Source organism: Mesorhizobium sp. P160187, assembly GCF_057766425.1.
This window is the reverse complement of the sequence record NZ_JBYMDX010000004.1, coordinates 464,263-488,414: the sequence shown is the minus strand read 5'-3', so window position 1 is coordinate 488,414 and position 24,152 is coordinate 464,263. Positions and strand designations below refer to the sequence as shown.

The 24,152-nt window shown below is 63.0% G+C and carries 24 protein-coding genes; 19 read left to right on the top strand and 5 right to left on the bottom strand.

What is annotated here, in order from left to right; all coding sequences use genetic code 11:
• The first annotated feature begins 3 nt into the window (after positions 1-3).
• From lpdA to AC3CCE_RS19325, 4 genes are all read left to right on the top strand, one after another.
• A complete protein-coding gene (gene lpdA / locus AC3CCE_RS19340; RefSeq protein WP_023825582.1) occupies positions 4-1,452 on the top strand; it encodes a dihydrolipoyl dehydrogenase in 1,449 nt (482 codons plus the stop codon).
• A gap of 101 nt (positions 1,453-1,553) precedes the next feature.
• Positions 1,554-1,811, top strand: coding sequence for a GlsB/YeaQ/YmgE family stress response membrane protein (locus tag AC3CCE_RS19335; protein WP_023668920.1), 258 nt, complete (start codon positions 1,554-1,556; stop codon positions 1,809-1,811).
• 207 nt (positions 1,812-2,018) lie between these two features.
• A complete protein-coding gene (gene lipA, locus AC3CCE_RS19330) occupies positions 2,019-2,984 on the top strand; it encodes a lipoyl synthase (RefSeq protein ID WP_023668921.1) in 966 nt (321 codons plus the stop codon).
• A gap of 11 nt (positions 2,985-2,995) precedes the next feature.
• Positions 2,996-3,457, top strand: coding sequence for a type II toxin-antitoxin system RatA family toxin (locus AC3CCE_RS19325; protein WP_023710532.1), 462 nt, complete (start codon positions 2,996-2,998; stop codon positions 3,455-3,457).
• Here AC3CCE_RS19325 and AC3CCE_RS19320 read toward each other — a convergent pair.
• Together AC3CCE_RS19320 and AC3CCE_RS19315 are read right to left on the bottom strand one after the other, a co-directional pair.
• A complete protein-coding gene (locus AC3CCE_RS19320) occupies positions 3,433-3,942 on the bottom strand; it encodes a CinA family protein (protein ID WP_352543602.1) in 510 nt (169 codons plus the stop codon). The genes AC3CCE_RS19325 and AC3CCE_RS19320 overlap by 25 nt on opposite strands.
• Positions 3,939-5,162 (bottom strand): bifunctional 2-C-methyl-D-erythritol 4-phosphate cytidylyltransferase/2-C-methyl-D-erythritol 2,4-cyclodiphosphate synthase, encoded by a 1,224-nt coding sequence (locus tag AC3CCE_RS19315; protein WP_352626273.1) that lies wholly within the window; start codon positions 5,160-5,162, stop codon positions 3,939-3,941. The genes AC3CCE_RS19320 and AC3CCE_RS19315 overlap by 4 nt, the downstream gene beginning before the upstream one ends.
• Before the next feature lie 139 nt (positions 5,163-5,301).
• Here AC3CCE_RS19315 and dusB point away from each other — a divergent pair, with 139 nt between their 5' ends.
• From dusB to hflX, 8 genes are all read left to right on the top strand, one after another.
• Entirely contained in the window at positions 5,302-6,324 is a 1,023-nt protein-coding gene (dusB, locus tag AC3CCE_RS19310; RefSeq protein ID WP_352462435.1) for a tRNA dihydrouridine synthase DusB, read from the top strand.
• Positions 6,321-7,466, top strand: coding sequence for a two-component system sensor histidine kinase NtrB (locus AC3CCE_RS19305; protein WP_023706549.1), 1,146 nt, complete (start codon positions 6,321-6,323; stop codon positions 7,464-7,466). Before dusB ends, AC3CCE_RS19305 begins: the two co-directional genes overlap by 4 nt.
• On the top strand, positions 7,463-8,920 hold the full coding sequence (gene ntrC, locus AC3CCE_RS19300) for a nitrogen regulation protein NR(I) (RefSeq protein WP_023710528.1): 1,458 nt from the start codon (positions 7,463-7,465) through the stop codon (positions 8,918-8,920). The genes AC3CCE_RS19305 and ntrC overlap by 4 nt, the downstream gene beginning before the upstream one ends.
• 144 nt (positions 8,921-9,064) lie before the next feature.
• Positions 9,065-11,353 carry a sensor histidine kinase NtrY-like gene (locus AC3CCE_RS19295; protein WP_352626272.1) on the top strand — a complete coding sequence of 763 codons (2,289 nt, stop codon included), beginning with the start codon at positions 9,065-9,067 and terminating at the stop codon, positions 11,351-11,353.
• Positions 11,343-12,704 carry a nitrogen assimilation response regulator NtrX gene (gene ntrX / locus AC3CCE_RS19290; protein ID WP_023668929.1) on the top strand — a complete coding sequence of 454 codons (1,362 nt, stop codon included), beginning with the start codon at positions 11,343-11,345 and terminating at the stop codon, positions 12,702-12,704. Before AC3CCE_RS19295 ends, ntrX begins: the two co-directional genes overlap by 11 nt.
• 101 nt (positions 12,705-12,805) lie before the next feature.
• Positions 12,806-13,666 carry a D-amino-acid transaminase gene (locus AC3CCE_RS19285; protein WP_352511974.1) on the top strand — a complete coding sequence of 287 codons (861 nt, stop codon included), beginning with the start codon at positions 12,806-12,808 and terminating at the stop codon, positions 13,664-13,666.
• 145 nt (positions 13,667-13,811) lie between these two features.
• The gene (hfq, locus tag AC3CCE_RS19280) at positions 13,812-14,057 is read left to right on the top strand and encodes an RNA chaperone Hfq (protein WP_006202172.1); all 246 of its coding nucleotides are present in this window, start codon (positions 13,812-13,814) and stop codon (positions 14,055-14,057) included.
• Positions 14,058-15,449, top strand: a complete 1,392-nt coding sequence (gene hflX, locus AC3CCE_RS19275) for a GTPase HflX (RefSeq protein ID WP_352511975.1) — start codon at positions 14,058-14,060, stop codon at positions 15,447-15,449.
• 6 nt (positions 15,450-15,455) lie between these two features.
• Here the strand turns inward: hflX and mazG are convergent, their stop codons facing one another.
• The 3 genes from mazG to AC3CCE_RS19260 form a co-directional block, all read right to left on the bottom strand.
• A complete protein-coding gene (gene mazG, locus AC3CCE_RS19270) occupies positions 15,456-16,280 on the bottom strand; it encodes a nucleoside triphosphate pyrophosphohydrolase (RefSeq protein ID WP_023730633.1) in 825 nt (274 codons plus the stop codon).
• 76 nt (positions 16,281-16,356) lie between these two features.
• Entirely contained in the window at positions 16,357-17,541 is a 1,185-nt protein-coding gene (locus AC3CCE_RS19265; RefSeq protein WP_023691284.1) for an amino acid aminotransferase, read from the bottom strand.
• Between the two features lie 129 nt (positions 17,542-17,670).
• Positions 17,671-18,108, bottom strand: coding sequence for a DUF3592 domain-containing protein (locus AC3CCE_RS19260; RefSeq protein WP_352511976.1), 438 nt, complete (start codon positions 18,106-18,108; stop codon positions 17,671-17,673).
• A gap of 175 nt (positions 18,109-18,283) precedes the next feature.
• On the opposite strand from AC3CCE_RS19260, the gene AC3CCE_RS19255 reads away from it, so the two are divergent.
• The 7 genes from AC3CCE_RS19255 (at position 18,284) to AC3CCE_RS19225 (ending at position 24,126) form a co-directional block, all read left to right on the top strand.
• Positions 18,284-18,817, top strand: coding sequence for a sigma-70 family RNA polymerase sigma factor (locus AC3CCE_RS19255; protein WP_488377181.1), 534 nt, complete (start codon positions 18,284-18,286; stop codon positions 18,815-18,817).
• Complete coding sequence (locus AC3CCE_RS19250) at positions 18,814-19,590, top strand: anti-sigma factor family protein (RefSeq protein WP_023741240.1); 777 nt, start codon at positions 18,814-18,816, stop codon at positions 19,588-19,590. Before AC3CCE_RS19255 ends, AC3CCE_RS19250 begins: the two co-directional genes overlap by 4 nt.
• Positions 19,591-19,628: 38 nt before the next feature.
• Complete coding sequence (locus AC3CCE_RS19245) at positions 19,629-20,345, top strand: Bax inhibitor-1/YccA family protein (protein WP_023710521.1); 717 nt, start codon at positions 19,629-19,631, stop codon at positions 20,343-20,345.
• 175 nt (positions 20,346-20,520) lie between these two features.
• Positions 20,521-21,399, top strand: a complete 879-nt coding sequence (locus AC3CCE_RS19240) for an aldose 1-epimerase family protein (RefSeq protein ID WP_352511980.1) — start codon at positions 20,521-20,523, stop codon at positions 21,397-21,399.
• 23 nt (positions 21,400-21,422) lie between these two features.
• Positions 21,423-22,199, top strand: coding sequence for a pyrroline-5-carboxylate reductase (locus AC3CCE_RS19235; protein ID WP_352511982.1), 777 nt, complete (start codon positions 21,423-21,425; stop codon positions 22,197-22,199).
• 108 nt (positions 22,200-22,307) lie between these two features.
• Positions 22,308-23,084, top strand: coding sequence for a DUF2066 domain-containing protein (locus tag AC3CCE_RS19230; RefSeq protein WP_352512113.1), 777 nt, complete (start codon positions 22,308-22,310; stop codon positions 23,082-23,084).
• 70 nt (positions 23,085-23,154) lie between these two features.
• Positions 23,155-24,126 carry an alpha/beta fold hydrolase gene (locus AC3CCE_RS19225; protein ID WP_352626270.1) on the top strand — a complete coding sequence of 324 codons (972 nt, stop codon included), beginning with the start codon at positions 23,155-23,157 and terminating at the stop codon, positions 24,124-24,126.
• The last annotated feature ends 26 nt before the right edge of the window (positions 24,127-24,152 follow it).

The window sequence follows — 24,152 nt, the reverse complement described above, 5'->3', positions numbered from 1 at the left end:
CCCGTGGCTGAATCCTACGACGTGATAATCATCGGCTCAGGCCCCGGCGGCTATGTCACGGCGGTGCGCTCCGCCCAGCTCGGCTTCAAGACTGCCATCGTCGAGCGCGAGCATCTCGGCGGCATCTGCCTCAACTGGGGCTGCATCCCGACCAAGGCGCTGCTGCGCTCGGCCGAGATCATGCACTATTCCGATCATCTGAAGGACTACGGCCTGAAGCTCGAAGGCGGCAAGGTCAGCGCCGACACGGCCGCTGTCGTCGACCGCTCGCGCAAAGTGTCGTTGAGGCTCAATGGCGGCGTCGCCTTCCTGATGAAGAAGAACAAGGTCGACGTTATCTGGGGCGAGGCCAAGCTCTCCAAGCCGGGTGAAATCGTCGTCTCCAAGACGGCCAAGAAACCGATGGAGCCGCAGCCGCCGGTGCCCAAGGGCGTCAAGGGCGAGGGCACCTATACCGCCAAGCACATTATTCTCGCCACCGGCGCCCGGCCGCGCGCGCTGCCCGGCATCGAGCCGGACGGCAAGCTGATCTGGACCTATTTCGAGGCGATGGTGCCGAAGGAGATGCCGAAGTCGCTGCTGGTCATGGGTTCGGGCGCCATCGGCATCGAGTTCGCCTCCTTCTACCGCACCATGGGCGCCGAGGTGACGGTGGTCGAGCTGTTGCCGGCGGTGATGCCGGTCGAGGACGCCGAGGTCTCGAAATTTGCGCAGAAGCAGTTCGAGAAGCAGGGCATGAAAATCATCCTCGAGGCCAAGGTGACCAAGGTCGAGAAGGGTGCCAACTCGATCACCGCCCATGTCGAGATGAAGGACGGCAAGGTCGAGAAGATCACCGCCGGCCGCATGATCTCGGCCGTCGGCGTGCAGGGCAACATCGAGAATCTCGGCCTCGAGACGCTCGGCGTGAAGACGGACCGCGGCTGCGTCGTCATCGATGGCTACGGCAAGACCAATGTGCCCGGCATCTACGCTATCGGCGATGTCGCCGGACCGCCGATGCTCGCCCACAAGGCCGAGCATGAAGGCGTGGTCTGCATCGAGAAGATCGCCAATTTCCCCGGCGTGCATGCGACAGACAAGCTGAAGATCCCGGGCTGCACCTATTGCAACCCGCAGGTCGCCTCGGTCGGGCTCACCGAAGCCAAGGCGAAGGCCGAAGGCAAGGACATCCGCGTCGGCCGTTTCCAGTTCGGCGCCAACGGCAAGGCGATCGCGCTTGGCGAGGACCAGGGCTTCATCAAGACCATCTTCGACAAGAAGACCGGCCAGCTGCTCGGCGCGCATATGGTCGGCGCCGAGGTGACGGAGCTGATCCAGGGCTTTGTCGTGGCGATGAACCTGGAGACCACCGAGGAAGAACTGATGCACACCATCTTCCCGCATCCGACGCTGTCGGAGATGATGAAGGAAAGCGTGCTCGATGCCTATGGCCGTGCGCTCAACGCGTGATAAATTGCTGCCGCGAGACTCAGACGCATGCGCCGGAGGAACCTTACGGCAGACAGTTCGTTTCCGGATGCATTTTCACCTGACACTGGAGGAGTTGGCATATGGACGTGAATGGCGTGGGCTGGATTGCGGCCATCATCATCGGCGGTTTGGCCGGGTGGCTGGCCGAGATGGTCATGAAGAGCAATACCGGCGTCTTGATGAACATCATTATGGGCATTGTCGGCGCGGTGGTGCTGAACGCAATTCTCAGGGCGCTCAACATCGAACCCTTCGGTGTCGGCTGGCTCGCCTACCTGATCACCGGCTTCATCGGCGCCTGCCTGCTGATCTTTGCCGGGCGGCTGATACGCCGATAAAACGGCTCGCCGTTTATCTCGTTCTTCTGACGCAATTCCGGACGGAAAACCGTGTCACACTTTTCCTGGAATTGCTCTGGATCCCCGCTATGCGAAAAAGGCTGTGGCGGCATGCGCCGCCGCAGCCTTTTTCTTTGCACCGAAAAGCCCTAGATGACGCCAGAAGGGCGAATGCCGACGGGCAGACGCCAACAAGTCAGGTTTGAGATGGTCACTGTTCTCGACACGATCGCCAACGCGCCGCGCCTGCGGCACCCCGAGAAGGCACACAAGCCTGATCAGGACGTGCTGCGCAAACCCGACTGGATCCGCGTCAAGGCGCCGATGTCGAAGGGCTATGCCGAAACCCGCGAGATCGTGAAGTCGCACAAGCTGGTCACGGTGTGCGAAGAGGCCGGCTGCCCCAATATCGGCGAGTGCTGGGAAAAGAAGCACGCCACCTTCATGATCATGGGCGAGATCTGCACGCGCGCTTGTGCCTTCTGCAATGTCGCCACCGGCATTCCCACCGCGCTCGATGCCGATGAGCCGGCGCGTGTCGCGCATGCCGTCAAGCAGATGGGGCTGACCCATGTCGTCATCACCTCGGTCGACCGCGATGATCTCGCCGATGGCGGCGCGCAGCATTTCGCCGAGGTTATCCGGGCGATCCGAGCAGCGACGCCCTTGACCACGATCGAAATCCTGACGCCCGATTTCCTGCGCAAGGAGGGCGCGCTGGAGATCGTCGTGGCGGCCAAGCCCGATGTCTTCAACCACAATCTCGAAACCGTGCCGTCGAACTACCTGACGGTGCGGCCGGGTGCTCGCTATTTCCACTCGATCCGGCTGTTGCAGCGGGTCAAGGAGCTCGACCCGTCGATCTTCACCAAGTCCGGCATCATGGTCGGCCTCGGCGAAGAGCGCAACGAGATCCTGCAGCTGATGGACGACCTGCGCTCGGCCAATGTCGACTTCATGACCATTGGCCAGTATCTGCAGCCGTCGAAGAAGCACCACCCGGTGATCCGCTTCGTCACGCCGGAGGAATTCAGCTCCTTCGCGACGATCGGCAAGACCAAGGGTTTCCTGCTGGTGGCGTCGAGCCCGCTGACGCGCTCCTCGCATCATGCCGGTGACGATTTCGCCAGGCTGCGGGCGGCGCGTGAGGCGCAGCTCAAAAAAGCGAGTTAAATCCTGCTTCAATGCCGAAATTCGAAGCCACACGCCGCGTTGCCCACACGCCGGAGCAGATGTTTGCGCTGGTCGCCGATATCGAGACGTATCCGCAATTTCTGCCGCTGTGCGAGGCGCTGACGGTGCGCTCTCGCAAGGAGCGTGATGGCCGCACCATTCTCCTCGCCGATATGAGCATCGGCTACAAGGCGATCCGCGAGACCTTTACGACGCAAGTGCTGTTGAAGCCGGACGAGAACACCATCGACGTCAAATACATCGATGGGCCGTTTAAATATCTAAGCAATATCTGGCGCTTCGAGCCGGCCGACGGCGGCGGCTGCAACGTCCGCTTCTTCATCGACTACGAGTTCAAGAGCCGTATCCTCGGCGTGTTGATGGGCACCATGTTCGATCGCGCCTTCCGCATGTTTTCCGAAGCCTTCGAAAAACGTGCGGACGTCATCTACGGAACGACGCCCATCTCATGAGTGTCGCCGAGCGCGCGCAGGCCGATCTCCAGCGCATGCTTGACCGTCTCACGGCGGATGAAGTCGCGGCCATTGTTGGCAAACATATTGAGCTCGGCAGCCACCGGCCCACGTCTTAGGGCAACTCCGAACCAGACGAGGCCGACCGGTTTTTCCGGCGAACCGCCGCCTGGGCCGGCAATGCCGGTGACGGCAAGCGCCAGCCCGGCGCGCGAGCGCGCCAGAGCGCCCGCCGCCATCTCCAGAACCGTTTCGCGCGAGACGGCGCCATGCGCCTCGAGTGTGGCGGGCGAGACGCCGAGCATCTCCATCTTTGCTTCATCGGAATAGGTGATGAGGCCGCGATCGACGACAGCGGACGAGCCGGCAATGTCGGTCAGTGCCGAGATGATCATGCCGCCGGTGCAGCTCTCGGCCGTCGCCAGCATGATGCCGCGCTGCTGGCAGACCTGGAGCAGGGCGTTGGCAAGATCGCTGTTGTTCATGCGGGAACCTCCCCGGGGAAGACGACACTGGCTGTGGCGATGGCGGCGATGCCTTCCTCGCGGCCGACAAAGCCGAGTTTTTCGTTGGTCGTCGCCTTGATGGAGATGCGATCGCTGGAAATGCCCAGTATCGCCGACAACGCGTTGGTCATGGCCTCGCGATGCGGGCCGACGCGCGGCGCCTCGCAGATCAGCGTGATGTCGGCATTGGCGATGCGGCCGCCGCGTTCGCGCACCAACCTGGCCGCATGCTCGACGAAGATCTTCGACGCCGCGCCCCTCCATTGCGGATCGGAAGGCGGGAAATGCGTGCCGATGTCGCCGGCGCCGCAAGTGGCGAGCAGCGCATCGGTCAGCGCGTGCAGGCCGACATCGGCATCCGAATGGCCCGAAAGCTTCTTGCCGTGCGGGATGGCGACGCCGCACAAAGTGACATGGTCGCCAGCCTCGAAGGCGTGCACGTCATAGCCATTGCCGGTGCGAATGTCTGGAAAACGCTCGCCAGTAAGCCGTTGATCCGCCATCGCGATATCCCTTGCCCAGGTCAATTTGACATTGTCCGGCGATCCCTCGACGATTTTCACCGGAATATGCGCCCATTCGGCGATCGCGGCATCGTCGGTGAAATCCGCCTTGCCGAGATGATGGGCCTTTTCATGCGCGGCGAGCAACGGCCAGAACGGAAAGCCCTGCGGCGTCTGCGCGGCATGAAGGCCGGCCCTTGGCACCGTCTCCTCGATCATGCCGGTGCCCGACTCGCGCTTCAGCGTATCGGCGACGGGCAAAGCGGGCAGCGCGCCCTGGCGCTCGCCAATGGCGGCGATGATACGGTCGATCAGGGCCGTGTCGACAAACGGCCGCACCGCGTCATGGACAAGGACACGGCCGGGCGTACGTTCCCTCAGCGCCAGCAGGCCGAGCCGGACCGAGGCCTGGCGCGACTCGCCACCGACCACGGCGGTAACCCGCTCGGCATACGCGCCGGCTGCCTTGTCGAAAAGCGCTCGGTCATCGGCATGGATGGCGACGACGACGGGGCCAATTTCGGGATGCGCCAGGAAAGTCTCCAGCGTGCGCGCGATCACGGCACGGCCACCGATGCGCTGATATTGCTTCGGCCCGTCGGCCTTTCCGGCACGCGCGCCGCGGCCGGCTGCAACGATGACCACGCCGACCTTGTCGGTCGTCGCCTCGGCCGGTTTTTCGCTTGCGTCTGTCATGCCGAGAGGCTTAGTCGCGGCTTATGGCGAAGGCCAGCATTTTCCCAAATGCGCCGCAATGTGACGTCATTGCGCGTTGCACAATGCCTTTCTTATGGCTAGAGAATGTGCAGCAATCCGATATGCTTGGTTTTTGTGCATGCCTGAAGTGACAAAATTGGCTTCGCCGCTCGACATTGGCGGCGTGACGATCCGCAACCGCGTCTTCCTCGCGCCCATGTCGGGAATAACGGACGAGCCGTTCCGGCAGCGCGCCTACGCGCATGGCGCGGGCCTGGTCGTGTCGGAAATGGTGGCGAGCGGCGAGCTTGCCAAGGGCAGGGCCGGCTGCGACCTGCGCATCCGTCATTCCGGGCTGCCCGTCCATATGGTCCAGCTTGCCGGCCGCGAGGCCGAGCACATGGCCGAGGGCGCGCGCATCGCTGCCGGCGAGGGCGCCGACATCATCGACATCAATATGGGCTGCCCGGCCAAGAAGGTGACCGGCGGCTATGCCGGCTCGGCGCTGATGCGCGATCTCGACCACGCGCTGTCGCTGATCGAAGCGGTGATCGGCGCGGTCCAGGTGCCGGTCACGGTCAAGATGCGGCTCGGCTGGGACGACAATGCGCTCAATGCACCCGTCTTGGCGCGCCGCGCCGAAGAGGCCGGTGTTAAAATGGTGACCGTGCATGGGCGCACGCGCTGCCAGTTTTATCAAGGCAAGGCCGATTGGGGCGCCATCGCCCGCATCAAGGACGTCGTCTCGATCCCGGTCGTCGCCAATGGCGATGTGGGCTCGCCCGCGGAGGCCGCCGAAATCCTTGAACAGTCGGGCGCCGACGCGGTGATGATCGGCCGCGCGCATTATGGCGCGCCATGGACGGCGGGCCACATCGCGGCAACGGCTGCGGGCGACGCGCCCTCCGGCGTGCCGGAAAGCCCGCAAGCCATGGCGGACTACATCGTTTCCCACTACGAAGACATGCTGACGCTTTACGGCGTCGAAAGTGGCTTGCGCCAGGCGCGCAAGCATCTCGGCTGGTATCTCGACCGCCACTCTGCTGGCGTTTCCGATGAGCGGCGGAAAGCCATCCTCACCTCTTTCGAACCCGCCCGCGTCATTGCCTTGCTGCATGAGGTGTTTTCCGGCGAAGCCACGCCCTTGCGGAGCGCCGCATGAACGCCACCGTCACACCGAGCTCCGACATGGCGGATGCCGCCAGTATCGTGCTGAACACCATCCGCCGTCCGGTCATCATGGTCGATCCGGACGGGTTCATCACCTACGCCAATGCCGATGCGGAAGACTTCTTCCGTTCAAGTGCCAACATGCTTGCCCGCAACACACTGTCCAAGCTGATCCCGTTCGGCAGCCCGCTGTTGCAACTGGTCGACCAGGTGCGCGAGCGCCGTGCGCCGGTCAACGAATACCGTGTCGACGTGTCGTCGCCGCGTCTCGGCATCGAGAAGGTCGTCGATCTCTATGTCGCGCCGGTGCCGGAATTCCCAGGCTCGATCGTGGTGATGTTCCAGGAACGCTCGATGGCCGACAAGATCGACCGGCAGATGACACACAGGGGTGCCGCGCGTTCGGTCACCGGCCTTGCCGCCATGCTGGCACATGAGATCAAGAACCCGCTGTCCGGCATACGTGGCGCCGCACAGCTGCTCGAACTCTCGGCGTCCGACGAGGATCGCGCGCTGACCCGCCTCATCACCGACGAGACCGATCGTATCGTCTCCCTCGTCGACCGCATGGAAGTGTTTTCCGACGAGCGGCCGATTGACCGCTATCCTGTCAACATCCATGTCGTGCTGGACCATGTGAAGGCAATCGCGAAGAACGGTTTTGCCAAGAGAATCAGGATATTGGAGGACTATGATCCATCATTGCCTCCGGTTTTCGCCAACCGCGACCAACTGATCCAGGTGTTTCTCAACCTGGTCAAGAACGCTGCCGAGGCGATCGGCGGCGACCCGCAGGGCGAGATCGTGCTGTCGACCGCGTTCAGGCCGGGCATCCGCGTTTCCGTTCCCGGAACCCAGGACCGCGTGTCGCTACCGCTTGAATTCTGCGTGCGCGACAATGGGTCCGGCGTTTCGGAAGACATTCTGCCGATCCTGTTCGATCCGTTCATCACCACCAAGCCGAACGGGTCGGGGCTCGGCCTGGCGCTGGTGGCGAAAATCGTCGGCGAGCATGGCGGCATCATCGAATGCGATTCGACGCCGCGCGGCACCACCTTCCGAATCCTGATGCCGGCCTGGAAAGAAACACCCATCGACACTGCCGATGATGAAGGCGAAGGAGACCGCAAATGACGGTTCGCGGCAATATTCTCGTCGCCGACGACGATGCGGCCATCCGCACCGTGCTCAATCAGGCGCTGTCGCGCGTCGGCCATGAGGTGCGCGTGACCTCCAACGCCTCGACGCTGTGGCGCTGGGTGGCGGCGGGCGAGGGCGATCTGGTGATCACCGACGTTGTCATGCCGGACGAGAACGCCTTCGACATGCTGCCGCGCATCAAGAAGGCGCGGCCCGAGCTGCCGGTCATCGTGATGAGCGCGCAAAACACTTTCATGACGGCGATCCGTGCTTCCGAAACAGGTGCTTACGAGTATCTGCCGAAGCCGTTCGACCTGACCGAACTGCTCAACATCGTCAACCGGGCACTGTCAGAGCCGCGCCGACCGAAGATCGATACGCGACCGGAAGAACAGCCTGACGCGATGCCGCTGGTCGGCCGGTCGGCCGCCATGCAGGACATCTACCGCATGCTGGCGCGCATGATGCAGACCGACCTGACGGTGATGATCTCGGGCGAGTCCGGCACCGGCAAGGAATTGGTGGCGCGCGCGTTGCACGAATATGGCCGTCGCCGCGGCGGTCCGTTCGTCGCCATCAACATGGCGGCGATCCCGCGCGATTTGATCGAATCGGAGCTGTTCGGCCACGAGAAGGGCGCCTTCACCGGCGCACAGAACCGCTCGACCGGCCGCTTCGAGCAGGCCGAGGGCGGCACGCTTTTCCTCGACGAGATCGGCGACATGCCGATGGAGGCGCAGACGCGGCTGCTGCGCGTGCTGCAGCAGGGCGAATACACAACGGTCGGCGGGCGCACCCCGATCAAGACCGATGTGCGCATCGTCGCCGCCACCAACAAGGATCTGCGCACGCTGATCAACCAGGGGCTTTTCCGCGAGGATCTGTTCTATCGCCTGAATGTCGTGCCGCTTCGGCTGCCGGGTTTGCGTGAGAGATCGGAAGACATTCCCGATCTGGTGCGGCATTTCTTCAAGATCGGCGCCAGCGAAGGCTTGCAGACCAAGCGCATTTCGACCGGCGGCATCGAATTGATGAAGCGCTATCCGTGGCCGGGAAACGTGCGCGAGTTGGAAAACCTGGTGCGCCGGCTTGCGGCGCTCTATTCGCAGGACGAAATATCAGCCGAGATCATTGAAGCCGAGCTGAAGACAGGCGAAAGACCGGTCGTTCCCGGCGGCGGCAATTTGATCCCGGACGATCTATCCATCGGCCAGGCGGTGGAGCACTTCCTGCAGCGCTATTTTGCCTCTTTCGCCGGTGAGTTGCCGCCGGCAGGTCTCTATCAGCGCATCTTGTCCGAGGTCGAATATCCGCTGGTGCTCGCTTCCATGACGGCAACGCGCGGCAACCAGATCAAGGCGGCCGAATTGCTCGGCTTGAATCGCAACACGCTGCGCAAGAAGATTCGCGAGCTGGGCGTCAACGTCTACAAATCGTCGAGATCATGAGCGCCTGGCGCCCGAAGTGACGCGAGGTCGTCCCCTTTTCAGGGGATCGGCGGCCGAAAGATTTCCGTCACGGCCACACTTGTTGCATAATCGCCACAATGCGTTGCATACATCCGACGCAATCACTGGCTCTTAGACGGCGACATGGCTTCGCAAGCTCTGACATCAAACGAACCGCTTTTCAGCAGACCCGGCCAGAGGGATGGACGGCGGCTGCTTGCGTTGCCTGGCGTTGTGGCAATTGCCGGCGCGCTGGTTACGGCGGCAATCTCGTTTGCGATTCTTGTCGGCGCCACGCCGATCACGCCAGACGCAAACACAACGCTGACGCTGATTGCGGCCAATGCCTTATTTGTGCTGGCGCTGATTGCCCTCGTCGGCCGCGAGGTGCATCGCATCACCATGGCGCGCCGGCACGGCAAGGCGGCTTCGCGGCTGCATGTGCGCATCGTGACGATGTTTGCGCTGGTCGCGGCCATCCCCGCCATCATGGTGGCCATCATCGCCTCGATCACGCTCGATATCGGCCTCGACCGCTGGTTCGAAATCCGCACCAAGGCAATCGTCAATTCTTCGCTGTCGATCGCGGACGCCTATGTGCAGGAAAACGCTCGTAATCTTCAGGGCACGACGCTGTCGATGGCCTACGATCTCGATGCGTCGCGCACGCTTTACGGCCTCGATCGAACCGGCTTTCTCGACCTGATGAACAAGGAAGCCGTCGGCAGAAGCCTGGTGCATGCGGCGCTGGTCAGGGAAGACGGCTCCTTTGTCGTGAGTGCCCAGACCGATGCGGACTTCGCCATGCCGGCACCGCCTGAGGGTGCGGTGGCAAGTGCGGCCGACGGCAAGCCGGTGCTGATCGAGCCGAAGACGCGCAACATCATGGGCGCCATCATCAAGCTGCGGGAGATCGAAGGCCTCTACCTCTACACCAATCGCCTGGTCGACCCCGAAGTGATCAAGGCGAGGGCGATCGTCCAGTCCAACACCGCCGAATATCGCGGCCTGGAAGACAACAGGCGGACGTCGCAGGTGGCGTTCGCGCTGCCCTATCTGTCACTGACGCTGATCATCATCCTGTCGGCCATCTGGACCGGCATAGCGGTGGCCGACCGTCTGGTGCGGCCCATCCGTCAACTCATCGGCGCGGCTGACGAGGTTGCGACCGGCAATCTCGATGTCGCCGTGCCGGTACGGCCTTCCGACGGCGATGTCGCCTCGCTTGGCGATACGTTCAACAAGATGCTGCTGGAGCTTAAATCGCAGCGCAACGAGATCCTGTCGGCCAAGGATTTGATCGACGAACGGCGTCGTTTCTCGGAAGCGGTGCTGGCCGGCGTCACCGCCGGCGTCATCGGCGTCGATCCCTACGGCATCGTCTCCATCGTCAACAAATCGGCCGAAACGATGCTGGCCATATCGGCCACGGCGGCGCTGGGGCAGAACCTGTCCGCCGTGCTGCCGCATGTCGGCCGTGTCTTCGAGATCGGCCGCAAATCCGGCAAGCCGGTCTATCGCGAGCAGGTCACCTTCTATCGCACCGGCGCCGAGCGTACCTTCAACGTGCAGATCACCATCGAGGCCGGCGACGACGGCGAGGAGGAGAAATCCTACGTCGTGACGGTCGACGACATCACCGATCTGGTCCAGGCACAGCGCTCGTCTGCCTGGGCGGATGTGGCGCGGCGTATCGCACATGAAATCAAGAACCCGCTGACGCCGATCCAGCTCTCGGCCGAGCGCATCAAGCGACGCTTCGGCAAGGTCATCACCGAGGACCGCGAGATTTTCGACCAGTGCACCGACACAATCATCCGGCAGGTCGAGGATATCGGCCGCATGGTCGACGAGTTCTCGGCTTTCGCCCGCATGCCCAAGCCCGAGATGAAAGCCATCGATCTGCGTGAATCGCTGCGCGAGGCGTCGTTCCTGGTCGAAGTCAGCCGCGCCGACATTGCTTTCGAACGCGTGTTCGGCAACGAGCCGCTCAAGGGCACGTTCGATAGCCGATTGATGGCGCAGGCTTTCGGCAACGTCATCAAGAACGCGGCCGAGGCGATTGACGGGCTGGAACAAAAGGACGGTTCGCACGGCATAATCCGGATTCAAGCTGCCCGGCAGAATGGCGCCATACGAATCGACGTCATCGACAATGGCAAAGGGCTGCCGCGCGAGAATCGCCAAAGGCTGCTCGAGCCCTATATGACGACGCGCGAGAAGGGCACCGGGCTTGGTCTCGCCATCGTCAAGAAGATCGTGGAGGACCATGGCGGGCGGCTTGAATTGCACGATGCGCCTGCGGACTTCCACGGTGGACGCGGCGCGATGATCTCGATCATCCTGCCGCCAGCTGCCGCAACCGCGCCGCCACGCGGTGAAGGCGAAACGGAACACGAACGAGAAACTGAAAAGGTCGGTAATGGCGTCTGATATTCTCATCGTCGATGACGAGGAAGACATCCGTGAACTCGTCGCGGGCATATTGAGCGACGAAGGGCATGAAACCCGCACGGCATTCGATGCCGACAGCGCGCTCGCGGCAATCGCCGACCGGGCGCCGCGGCTGATTTTCCTCGACATCTGGTTGCAGGGCTCGCGCCTCGACGGGCTGGCGCTGCTCGACGAGATCAAGACGATGCATCCGAGCCTGCCGGTGGTGATGATCTCCGGCCACGGCAATATCGAGACAGCGGTGTCGGCCATCCGCCGCGGCGCCTATGATTTCATCGAGAAGCCGTTCAAGGCCGACAGGCTGATCCTGATCGCCGAGCGGGCGCTCGAAACCTCGAAATTACGGCGCGAGGTGTCCGACCTCAAACAGCGCAGCGGCGAAACTTTCGACTTGATCGGCATGTCGTCGGCGATGAGCCAGCTGCGCCAGACCATCGAGCGCGTGGCGCCGACCAACAGCCGCGTCATGATCATCGGTCCGTCCGGTTCGGGCAAGGAGCTCGCCGCGCGCGCCATCCACACGCTGTCGACGCGCAAGGGCGCGCCGTTCGTGACGCTGAGCGCGGCCAACATCACGCCCGAGCGCATGGAGATCGAGCTGTTCGGCACCGAATCGAACGGCACCGAGCGCAAGGTCGGCGCGCTTGAAGAGGCGCACCGCGGCATTCTCTACATCGACGAAGTGGCCGACATGCCGCGCGAGACGCAGAACAAGATTTTGCGCGTGCTGGTCGAACAGCAGTTCGAGCGGGTCGGCGGCACCAAGCGGGTCAAGGTCGACGTCCGCATCATCTCCTCGACCTCGCAGAACCTGGAGGCGATGATCGCCGACGGCCGTTTTCGCGAAGACCTCTATCACCGCCTGGCGGTGGTTCCGGTCATGGTGCCGGGCCTGGCCGAGCGGCGAGAGGACATTCCCTATCTCGTCGACAATTTCATGAAGCAGATCGCTCGCCAGGCCGGCATCAAGCCGCGCCGCATCGGCGACGATGCGCTTGCCGTGCTGCAGGCGCACAACTGGCCGGGCAATGTCCGCCAACTGCGCAACAATGTCGAACGGCTGATGATCCTGGCGCGTGGCGACGATATCGATGCGCCGATCACCGCCGACCTGTTGCCGTCGGAGATCGGCGATGTCATGCCGCGCACGCCGAACCAGTCCGACCAGCACATCATGGCGCTGCCGCTGCGCGAGGCACGCGAACAGTTCGAGAAGGATTACCTGATCGCCCAGATCAATCGTTTCGGCGGCAACATCTCGAAGACGGCGGAATTCATCGGCATGGAGCGCTCGGCGCTGCACCGGAAACTGAAGTCGCTGGGGGTCTGATCCCCATTGTTGTTGGTCGAGCGGGCCGCGCCCGTGCAATTGCCGGTTACGGCAGCGGCGGAATCGCCTAGAAATAGCGGGACTGTTCTGAGGGATCACCCATGCCGCGCATTGCCTATGTGAACGGGCGCTATGTCGCCCATGCCGACGCTGCCGTGCATATCGAGGATCGCGGCTATCAGTTCGCCGACGGCGTCTACGAGGTCTGCGAGGTGGCGCAGGGCTTTATCGTCGACATGCCGCGCCATCTTGCCCGGCTGAGCCTCTCCCTTAGCGAATTGTCGATCGACTGGCCGGTCACCAAGGGTGTGCTGCCGCTTCTTCTGCGCGAAATCGTCCGGCGCAACCACGTCGTCAACGGCCTGGTCTATGTCCAGGTTACGCGCGGTGTTGCCAGCCGCGACTTCGTTTTCCCGGCCGATACACCGTCATCGCTGGTGATTACGGCCAGAAAGGCCGACCCGGTGGCGGCCGCCAAGCGAGCCGAGGCGGGCATCAAGGTCATCACCGTGCCGGAAAACCGTTGGGACCGGGTCGACATCAAGAGCACCGGCCTGCTGCCCAACGTGCTGGCCAAGCAGAAGGCCAAGGAGGCCGGCGCCCAGGAAGCCTGGTTCGTCGACACCGATGGCAACGTCAAGGAGGGCGGCTCGTCCAACGCCTGGATCGTTACAAGGGACGGCGTTCTGGTCACCCGGCCGGCGGAGCATGGCATCCTGCGCGGCATCACCCGCACGACCATGTTCGAAGTGGCGGCAAAGCTCGGGTTGACGATCGAGGAGCGCGGGTTTTCAGTCACTGAAGCCAAGGCGGCGCGAGAAGCTTTCATCAGTTCGGCAACGACAATCGCCATGCCGGTCGTGGCAATCGACGGTGCCGCGGTCGCCAATGGGCACCCCGGTTCGATAACACTTTCATTGCGGCAAGCCTTTTTTGACGTTGCGGAAAAAAGTCCAGCCTGATAACCGCACAGACGGACTGCACATCAATATATCTCGTTCTGCTTGTCGTTACTGACGGCAAGGGGGTGTTTGCAAGCTTGACATGTGCCCGCTAATTTGGCGCATTAGCCTGCAAACCGAAGGGGATCGGCGAAAGACAAGAACAATGGCGGAACGATCGCAAAACCTTCAGGACCTGTTCCTGAATTCTGTTCGCAAGAGCAAAAATCCACTCACCATCTTTCTCATCAACGGCGTCAAGCTGACCGGCGTGGTCACTTCCTTCGACAATTTTTGTGTTCTGCTGCGCCGTGACGGCCACTCCCAGCTCGTCTACAAGCATGCCATTTCCACGATCATGCCGAGCCAGCCGGTTCAGATGTTCGATGGCGAGGAAAGCCAGGGCGCCTGATTGGCACGTGAAAAAGACGCGGACCGCGGCGTCCGCGGGAAACCAGCACATAATTCCGGGACGGAAGCCACAGGTCCGACCCGGGCGGTTGTCATCGTGCCGGTGCTTACCCGGCATCAGCGCAACGATGACGAAACGAACCGTCCACGGCTGACGCGTTCGGCGGATGCGCGCCACGACGAAGCGGTCGGCCTTGCCCGCGCCATCAACCTGGATCTGATCCACACGGCGGTGGTCACCGTCAACGATCCACGCCCGGCAACCTTGCTCGGCAGCGGCAAGGTCGCGGAATTCGCCGAGATCGTCAAAGAGGGTCACGCGGAGGTGGTCATCGTCGACCATCCGCTGACGCCGGTGCAGCAGCGCAATCTCGAAAAAGAAATGAATGCCAAGGTGCTCGACCGCACCGGATTGATCCTGGAGATTTTTGGCGAGCGCGCGCGGACCAAGGAGGGCACGCTGCAGGTCGAACTTGCCCATCTCAACTACCAGAAGGGCCGCCTGGTGCGGAGCTGGACCCACCTTGAACGCCAGCGCGGCGGAGCCGGCTTCCTCGGCGGCCCCGGCGAAACCCAGATCGAGTCGGACCGGCGGCAGCTGCAGGAAAAAATCATCAAGCTCAAGCATGAGCTGGAAACGGTGCGCCGCACCCGCGACCTGCACCGCGCCAAGCGCAAGAAGGTGCCGTTCCCGGTGGTGGCGATTGTCGGCTACACCAATGCCGGAAAGTCGACGCTGTTCAACCGGCTGACCGGGGCCGACGTGCTGGCCGAAGACATGCTGTTTGCAACGCTCGACCCGACGCTGCGCCGCGTGCGCCTGCCGCACGGCACGCCGGTCATCCTGTCGGACACAGTCGGCTTCATTTCGGACCTGCCGACGCATCTGGTCGCCGCCTTCCGCGCCACGCTGGAAGAGGTCGTCGAGGCCGATCTGGTCATCCACCTGCGCGATATTTCGGATCCGGATACCGCAGCGCAAGCCGAGGACGTCGAGCGCATTCTCGCCGATCTCGGCGTCGATGCCGGCGATGCCAAGCGCGTCGTCGAAGTGTGGAACAAGGTCGACCTTCTCGACGACGGCAACCGGGAGCGCCTGCTCGCCGACGGCACTGACGCCAACAAGGCGCCGCCGATCGCCATCTCGGCCGTCACCGGCGAAGGCATCGATGCGCTGAAGGCGCTGATCGAGACCAGGATGTCGGGCGAACTGGAGGAATTGACGGTGACGATCGAACCGGCGCAGTTCGGCCTTGTCGACTGGCTCTACCGCAATGGCGACGTCGTTTCGCGGGTAGACAATGAGGATGGCAGCGCGACCATCGCACTCAAGGCCACGCACAGCGCGCGGCATGAGATCGAAAGCCGATTGCACCGCAAAAACAGGCAGTAAGCCTGATTATTTCGCGCTCTTGGCCTGCTGCCAGAGCACTTCCATCTCGTCCAGCGTGGCTTTTTCGAGCGTGCTTCCCGATGCATCGATCGCGCGCTCGACATAGTGGAAGCGCGAGCGGAATTTTTCGTTGGTGCCGCTAAGCGCCGCTTCCGAATCGAGCTTGAGGTGACGCCCCAGATTGACGACGGCAAACAGCATGTCGCCGAATTCGTCCTTGATCTCAGCCGTTTCGCCCTTAGCCAGTGCCTCGCGCAGCTCGCCGATCTCTTCCTCGATCTTGTCGAGGATGGGTGCTGCCTCGCTCCAGTCGAAACCGACACGCGCTGCCTTTTCCTGCAGCTTCAGCGCACGAGTCAAAGCGGGCAGGGCGACGGGCACGCTGTCCAGGAAACCCTTGCCATGGTCTTCGGGGTCGAGGCCGCGGGCGAGGCGCGCACTTCGCTTTTCGGCTTTTTCCTCAGCCTTGATCTTTTCCCACATGCCCTTTGCCATGCCGGCGCTGCGCGCCTTCTCGTCGCCGAAGACATGCGGATGGCGCCGGATCATCTTGGTGGTGATGGCCTCGACCACATCACCGAAGGCAAAATCGCCGGCTTCCTCAGCCATCTGCGCGTGGTAGACGACCTGCAGCAGGAGATCGCCGAGTTCGTCGCGCAGATCGTCGAGATCGCCGCGCGCGATGGCGTCGGCCACCTCATAGGCTTCCTCGATCGTATAGGGCGCGATGGTCGAGAAATCCTGCTCGATGTCCCAGGGACAACCGGTCTTCGGCGCCCTGAGCGCCGCCATGATCTCGATCAGCCGGGAAATGTCGCGCGAAGGTTTCATGCGGCGAATGCTATCCCGCTGCCTGTCGTGCGGCCAACGGCGTCAGCCGGAGAGGGGAGATTGTCCACAGCGAGCTTCAGCCGAGTACCGACACAACCGCCTTGGCGAGGTCATCCATGCCGTCCTCGGGCAGGCCGGCGACGTTGATGCGGCTGTCGCCGACCATGTAGACGCCATACTCGGCACGCAGCCGCTCGACTTGCGCCTCGGTCAGGCCAAGCCTGGAAAACATGCCGCGATGGCTGGCGATGAAGTCGAAGCGGTCGGAGTTGGACTGCCGGCGCAGCGCGTCGGCGAACTGGACGCGCAGCCTCAGCATGCGCAGCCGCATCTCCTCCAGCTCCGCCTCCCAGTCGGCGCGAAGGCCATCATCTTCCAGCACCATGCGCACGGCGGCGGCGCCATGGTCAGGCGGCATCGAATACATGGCGCGCGCCGCCGCCAGCATCTGGCTCATCGCCACATCGGCTTGCGCACCATCCTTCGCCAGGATCATCGCCGCGCCGACGCGGTCGCGGTAGACGGCAAAGTTCTTCGAGCAGCTCGAGGCAACGACCATTTCAGGCACCTTGCCCGCGAGAAGGCGCAAGCCGGCCGCATCGGCGTCCAGGCCTTCGCCAAAGCCCTGATAGGCAATGTCGACAAAGGGCAACAGCCCGCGCTCGACGACAAGATCGGTGACGCTGGCCCATTGCGCGATATCGAGATTGGCGCCGGTCGGGTTATGGCAGCAGCCATGCAGCAGCACGATATCGCCGGGCTCGGCTGCGCCAAGCGTTGCCAGCATCTCGTCGAAGCGCACCGCGCCGGAAACGGCATCGAAATAGGGATAATCGCGCACCTTGAGGCCGGCCCCGCGCATCACCGGCGGGTGGTTCGGCCATGTCGGGTCCGACAGCCAGACGGTTGCGTCGGGGCGGGTCCGCTTCAACAGCTCCGCCACCAGCCGCAGCGCGCCGGAACCGCCAGGCGCTTGCGCGGCGCGGATGCGCGTCATGTCGGCAGCGGGGCCGAAGGCCAGCTTGACCATCGCCGTGTTGAAGCCGGTGTCGCCGGCAAGGCCGAGATAGGTCTTGGTGTCCTGGTCCTGCAGCAACCGCTTCTCGGCCTCGCGCAGGGCGCGCATGACCGGCGTCCTGCCGTCGCGGTCCTTGTAGACGCCGACGCCGAGATCGATCTTGCCGGGGCGCGGATCGGCGCGATAGAGGCCGATCAAGGCGATGATCTTGTCAGCCGGGGCAGGTTGCAGGGTCTCGAACATCAATACGGCTCCAATGGCGGCGGAGTAATACGCAAAGCGGCCGCGTTTCGCCAGTGCTTCCATCTGCGCCAGTCCGCTAGCGTACTGGACCGTTACGCCAAGCTTTGTCTGTACGGCAGGGGTCGGCGGCTATGGCGACGGGTTCATTCCAATCCGCCGGATAAGCACCCGTCCAATCACGGCGAGACCGATGCCGGTCAGCAGGGAGAAACCGCCGAGCATGCCGGCCAGCCCGGCAAGGAACCAGCGTCCGGCGAAGCTGTCGACGGAGGCATTTTGCGGATTGGTTGGGTCGTAAGCGACAGGGACGCTGTCGCCATCACCCCAGAACGAGCTGTGGACGGCATTGTTGAAGCGGATGACGGTGCCGTCGGCGGTCGAGAACTCGATGCGGGGATTGTATTCGTTGGCGACAATCCTGCCTGTCGCCGAAGCGGTACGAGGGCCGTACATCTCGACGATGGCCAGCACGCCGGAAGCGATCAGTCCGACAATGCCAAAGATGATGAACACCCTGCCGACGACCGGCAACGCTGCAAAACCCGTTACACGACTACCATTGGCCATCTTTTGCTCCCGGGAACGACGGAGAAGGCTAGATCGTCATCATAGAGCAAACATCTGCCGCACGGGAGATGGGTAAGTGCGCAGCGGACTTCTGATTGCATGATGCCTATTGTGGCGACGCAAAAAAGTTTTGGTGGCGATGGATTAAGATCCCCGCCTGTTCCGTAAACAGGGCATGAAACGGTCGATGCCACGCTTCGATATTGTCGGACAGCTGGGTTCGCTCAGGCGCTACGCACGCTCGCTGACGCGCGACGGCACTGACGCCGAGGATCTGGTGCACGATGCGCTGGTGCGCGCCTATGAGCGGCGCGACACATTCCGCTCGGGCGGCAATCTGCGGGCATGGCTGCTGTCGATCGTCCACAACGCTTTCATCGACAAGATGCGCTCGCGCCGGTCGGAAGCGGTGCGCGTCGAGCAGGCCGGCTATCTCACCGATGCCAGCACGCCGGCGCCGCAGGAACATTCCGTGCGCCTGGCGCAGGTGCGCGAGGCCTTTTTCAGTCTGCCGGAGGAGCAGCGTTCGGCGCTGCATCTGGTCGCCATCGAGGGCCTTTCCTACCAGCAGGCCGCCGACGCCAGCGGGGTGCCGCTGGGCACGCTGATGTCGCGCATCGGCAGGGCGCGCGCAGCACTGCGCGAGATGGAAAACGCTGCACCTTCGCCGGCCAAAAGCCATCTGAGGATCGTGGGAGACCCGTCATGACCGACCTGTTGCGGGACCCGGTGACCGATACCGATCTCGACGCCTATGTCGACGACCAGCTGGATGTCGCGCGCCGCATCGAGGTCGAGGCGTTCCTGTCGGCTCGTCCGGAGGCTGCGGCGCGGGTGATGTCCGACTTGAGGACGCGCGACGAACTGCGCCTGGCGCTGGCTGCTTCCACAGGCATGGCGCGGCCGGCGACGACTGAAGTCGCGCGCCGGCTGGGCAGGGGGCTGGCCAGTCGCCGCGTCTTCGCCGTGCTGCAGCGGGCGGCCGCGGTCGCCGTCTTTGTCGCTGCCGGCTGGCTGGCGAACGGCCTCTTCGGGCCGCTGCTGGTGACCAAGGTCGTGGCTTCGCCGCCGCCGCCCGCCTATGTCGAAGAAGCGATCCGGGCGCACAAGACGACGCTCATGCGCGAGGCGATGCCCTCGCAGTTGGAGGCGCCCAACTACAATGGCGACGAAATCCGCGCCGCCACCGCAATCGTCATGCCATCGCTGCCCAAGGACTGGAAGGTCCGCGACGTGCAGATCTATCCGTCGCGCTTCGGGCCGAGCGTCGAAGTGGCGCTGGAGACGAAGGATATGGGGCTGGTCTCGCTGTTTGCGATCCGGCCCGGAACCTTCGACGTGGTCAAGCCTGCCATCGCGCCCTCCGGCGACATCTCCTCTGCCTATTTCCAGATCGGCGAGGTCGCGTACGCGGTCGTCGCGCGCAGCGATGTCCACGACCTCGACCGCGCCGCCGAGACGCTTGCCAAGACACTTTACTGATCAGGACACTTTACTGAGACCACATAAGGAGAACCCGCATGAATACCCCTGACCTCGGATACCGCATGGGCACTGGCGCGCGCGCCGGCGCCGTCTATGACGAGGGCCTGCGCAGCCACATGCTGCGCGTCTATAACTATATGGGCATCGGCCTCGTCGTCACCGGCATCGTCGCCATGGTGGTCGCTTCGACGCCGGCCCTCTACGTGCCGATCTTTTCCAGCCCGCTGAAATGGGTGGTGATGCTGGCGCCGCTCGCCTTCGTGTTGCTGTTCTCGTTCAAGATGCAGACGATGTCGGCGGCGAGCGCCCAGTTGATGTTCTGGGCCTTCTGCGCGGTGATGGGCCTGTCGCTGGCTTCGGTGTTCCTGGTCTTCACCGGCACCAGCATCGCGCGCACCTTCTTCATCACCGCCACGATGTTCGGCGCCACCAGCCTCTACGGCTACACGACCAAGCGCGACCTGACCCAGTTCTCGTCCTTCCTGATCATGGGCCTGATCGGTGTGGTGATCGCCAGCGTCGTCAACATCTTCCTTGGCTCGACCGCGCTGCAGTTCGCCATCTCGGTGATCGGCATTGCCGTCTTTGTCGGCCTGACCGCCTGGGACACGCAGACGATCAAGGAACAGTATGCGGAGAATTTCGATGCGGAATCGCAGCAGAAGCTCGCCGTCTTCGGCGCGCTGTCGCTGTACCTGAACTTCGTCAACATCTTCCAGCTGTTGCTGAATTTCACCGGCGAGCGCGAATAGTCGAACCGTAGCAGGGCAACAATCTCGATCTCGCTGTGGCCGGAGGAGAATCTCCGGCCACCGTCGTTTTTGCCGTCGAGACATCGCTCCTCTATCAGCGCGATGTCGCTGCGCCCTTGAGTCCATGCGGGCTTTTGCTAACCTGCCGCTCGCACGCAGCTTTCCGCGAGAACGCATGGAACAAGTGACGCTTCACGGCGACGGCATTTCGGCGACCATTGTCGGGCAGGGGGCCGAGCTCGTCTCCTTGCGCAATGCCGAGGGTCTGGAGTTTTTGTGGCAGGCCGGGCCGGAATGGCGGCGGCATTCGCCGGTGCTGTTTCCGATCGTCGGCCGGCTGAACGGCGACCAGCTTCGCCATCGGGGCCAGGTCTATCCCCTGACGCAGCACGGATTTGCCCGCGACAAGCCATTTGTGTGGGCTGACGCGAGCCCCCGATCCTGCACGCTGGTGTTGACCGACGATGCCGATACACGCACGCGCTATCCGTTCGCCTTTCGCCTTGCCATCACCTACACGCTCGAGCGTCGCGAACTTGGTGTGAGCTTCGAGATTGCCAACACCGGCGACGAGACGCTGCCAGCCTCCATCGGTGCACATCCGGCTTTCAATTGGCCATTGCAGCCGGGGCTCGCCAAGACAGACTACCACCTGACCTTTGCCCAGAACGAGCCGGCGCCGATCCGCCGGCTGAAGGATGGCCTGGTGGTGGCTGCACCACAGCCGACGCCCATCGAAGGCAAAACGCTGGCGCTTTCCGAACAGCTGTTCGAGGCAGACGCCGTGATCCTCGACCGGCCGGCCAGCACCAGCGTGCGCTATGCCGCCGCGAACGGTGCGGCGATCGAGATGTCGTGGCAGGGTTTTAAGGAATTGGGCATCTGGTCGAAGCCGGGCGGCGCTCCGTTCCTGTGTATCGAACCCTGGCACGGGCTTGCCAGCCCCGTGGATTTCGATGGCGAGTTCGCGGACAAGCCGGGCGTGATGCTGATCGCGCCCGGTGAAAAGCGCGTGCTGAGCTATCAGGTACGGCTCGAGCATGCGCCGCTGTGACCGATGAACCAGAGACAGGCGCGATGAAACTTGGCTTCATCGGCACGGGTGCCCTTACAGCGGCCATTGTCAGCGGGCTCAAATCCGTCGCGGATAACTCCGTCTCCGTGCTGCTGTCGCCGCGCAATGAAGAGATCGCCGCAGAGCTGGCAGCCCGTTATCCGGATGTGTGTATCGCTGATGACAATCAGGCGGTTCTCGATCAATGCGACCTAGTCATGCTGGCTGTCCGGCCGCAAATTGCGCATGACGTCCTGCCGGGTTTGCGGTTTCGGCGCGAGCATCACCTCATCAGCTTGATCGCCACGCTGCCGCGCGAGGAGATTGCCGGCTTGACCGCACCCGCGCACCAGGTGACGAAAGCGCTGCCCATGCCGATGATTGCCCACCGGCTGGGGGCAACGATCATCTGCCCGCCGGATGCCACTGTCGCTGCCTTGTTTGGCAATCTGGGGAAAGTGATCGAGGTCGAGAACCCAGCCGAATTCAATGCGTTGAGCGTGGCCGCCGCAACCTATGCCAGCTCCTTCAGATATCTCGATACGATCAACAGCTGGCTCAAGAGGAATGACGTCGAGGAAGGGAAGGGGCGCGATTACATCGCCTCGCTTTTCAAAGCCTTGGGATGCGCTCCTGATATGTCGCCGGATGCCGACTTCATGCATCTGGCGCAGGACTATGCGACGCGCGGCGGCATCAACGAACAGGTTCTTCGCGAACTCACGGCGAGAAACGTGTTCGAGGCGCTCACCGAGAGCCTGGACGGCGTACACCGGCGCATCGTCGGCGATACGCCTTGATGGGCGGTACCTTGAAATTTCCCTGATGATCAGGAGTATGGCTCCAACGGATGTTCCGGACCGTTTCGGGAGGGTCGGCGGGTGCCTGGATGCTTGAAATTGGGCTTTGTGGCAGCGGCGCTGGCTGTGCTGATTGTCTTTCCGGTCGCTGCCGCCGACATCGACCGCGCCAGCCTCTACCGCGCGCAATCGGTGACCAGCGGCACTGGCGAGGAGAACCGGGCCTGGGGCCTGGCGCCGTGCCTTGAAGAGGTGCTGGTCAAGGTTTCCGGCGACCCGCGGCTGATCGGCGACCCGCGTGTTGCGGACATGAGCCGGCACGCGGCCGACTATGTCACTGGTGTCGGCTACCGCGACCTGCTCAACAACCGCCCGCCGCATGACGAGCAGGGCACCCACGACCGGCCGCATTACATCACCGCCGATTTCGACCCGGACAAGATCGATGCATTGCTGGCGTCGCTCGGGCGCAAACCGTGGGCGGTGCCGCGGCCAAAAATCGTCGCACTGCTGGATGTAAGGCCGATGAAAGGCGACGGCTTCACGCTGGTGCGCGATGGCGGCGGCGAGCTTGCGGCGGATATGCGCGTTGCGCTAGCGGACGCGGCGCACCGGACCGGTTTGCCGCTGGAGTTGCCTCGGCCGTCCGACGTCGCGCTCGCCGACGTGGCCAACACGCTGGATGGGGACGCCCTGCTTGCCGGCACTTTGGTATGGCGCCAGGAAGCGCTGGGCTGGGTCGGCGACTGGCGGCTCAGCTTCAAGGATAAGGAGTATCGCTGGCAGGTACGTGGCGTCAGTTTCGACGATGCGTTCCGCAACGCCACGCGCGGAACGCTGCAGATCCTGTCGGGCAATGGAGAGCCGGAAGCCGTCACGCCCTGACTTCAAGGGAACCTTCTTTCTCGAGCGCCGTAAACAAAGTGGCGGGCAAGCTTTGAGCAAGGAGGTATAATTGCAACATCGCCGGATCGACATTGACGGAAACAGCATCTTCTATCGCGAGGACGGCCCGCCTGATGCTCCCGTCCTTCTCCTGCCGCACGGCTATCCGTGCTCGTCCTATCAATTCCGACGGTTGATGCCGGCACTTGCCGATCGCTGGCATACATTCGCACCGGACTTTCCCGGCTTTGGCTATAGCGCCACGCCCGAAATGTCGGACTTTGGCTATGATTTCGATGCCTATGCCGGGTTTCTGACAGCTTTCGCCGATGCGCTCGGCACGTCGCGCTATGCGCTCTGGCTGCACGATTATGGCTCTCAGATCGGACTGCGCCACGCCATCGCACATCCCGAGCGCATCGCCGCACTCATCATCCAGAACGGCGATATATACCAGGATGTTCTCGGGCCGAAATACGCTGGGATAAAAGCCTATTGGAAGGAAAAGACGCCCGAAAAGCACCGGCCGTTGGAAGAGGCGGTGAGCGAGGAGGGGTTCCGGCACGAGTTTATCGGAGAGGTGGATTACGCTGTAGCCGAGCGCGTGCCTCCCGATCTTTGGAAACTCCACTGGCCTTTGATGGACACGCCGATCCGCCGGCGGCTCGCGGTCGGCCTGATGGAGAAGCTGGAGGCGAACCTCGGCTGGTTCCCGCGCTATCAGAGCTATCTGCGCGAGCACCAACCGCAGACGCTCATTGTCTGGGGCCCCGAGGATGGTTACATGCCGGCACAATCGGCGCATGCCTACCACCGCGATTTGCCGGAAGCAGAACTTCATCTCATCGGCGGCGCCGGCCACTGGCTGCTCGAAACCCATTTCGATGAGGCGCTTCCCCTGGTGCGCGATTTTCGCCACTGCTTCGTCAACGTTCCTCCCGCCAAGCAATCAGAGCCGCCGGCCTGCATCTCAGTCAGCAGGGCGTATATTGGCACGCCCCTAATGGAAGCAGCAGCCACATATGAAAGTCGCATAAGATAGATTATGGAACTTATGCATCAGGGCAG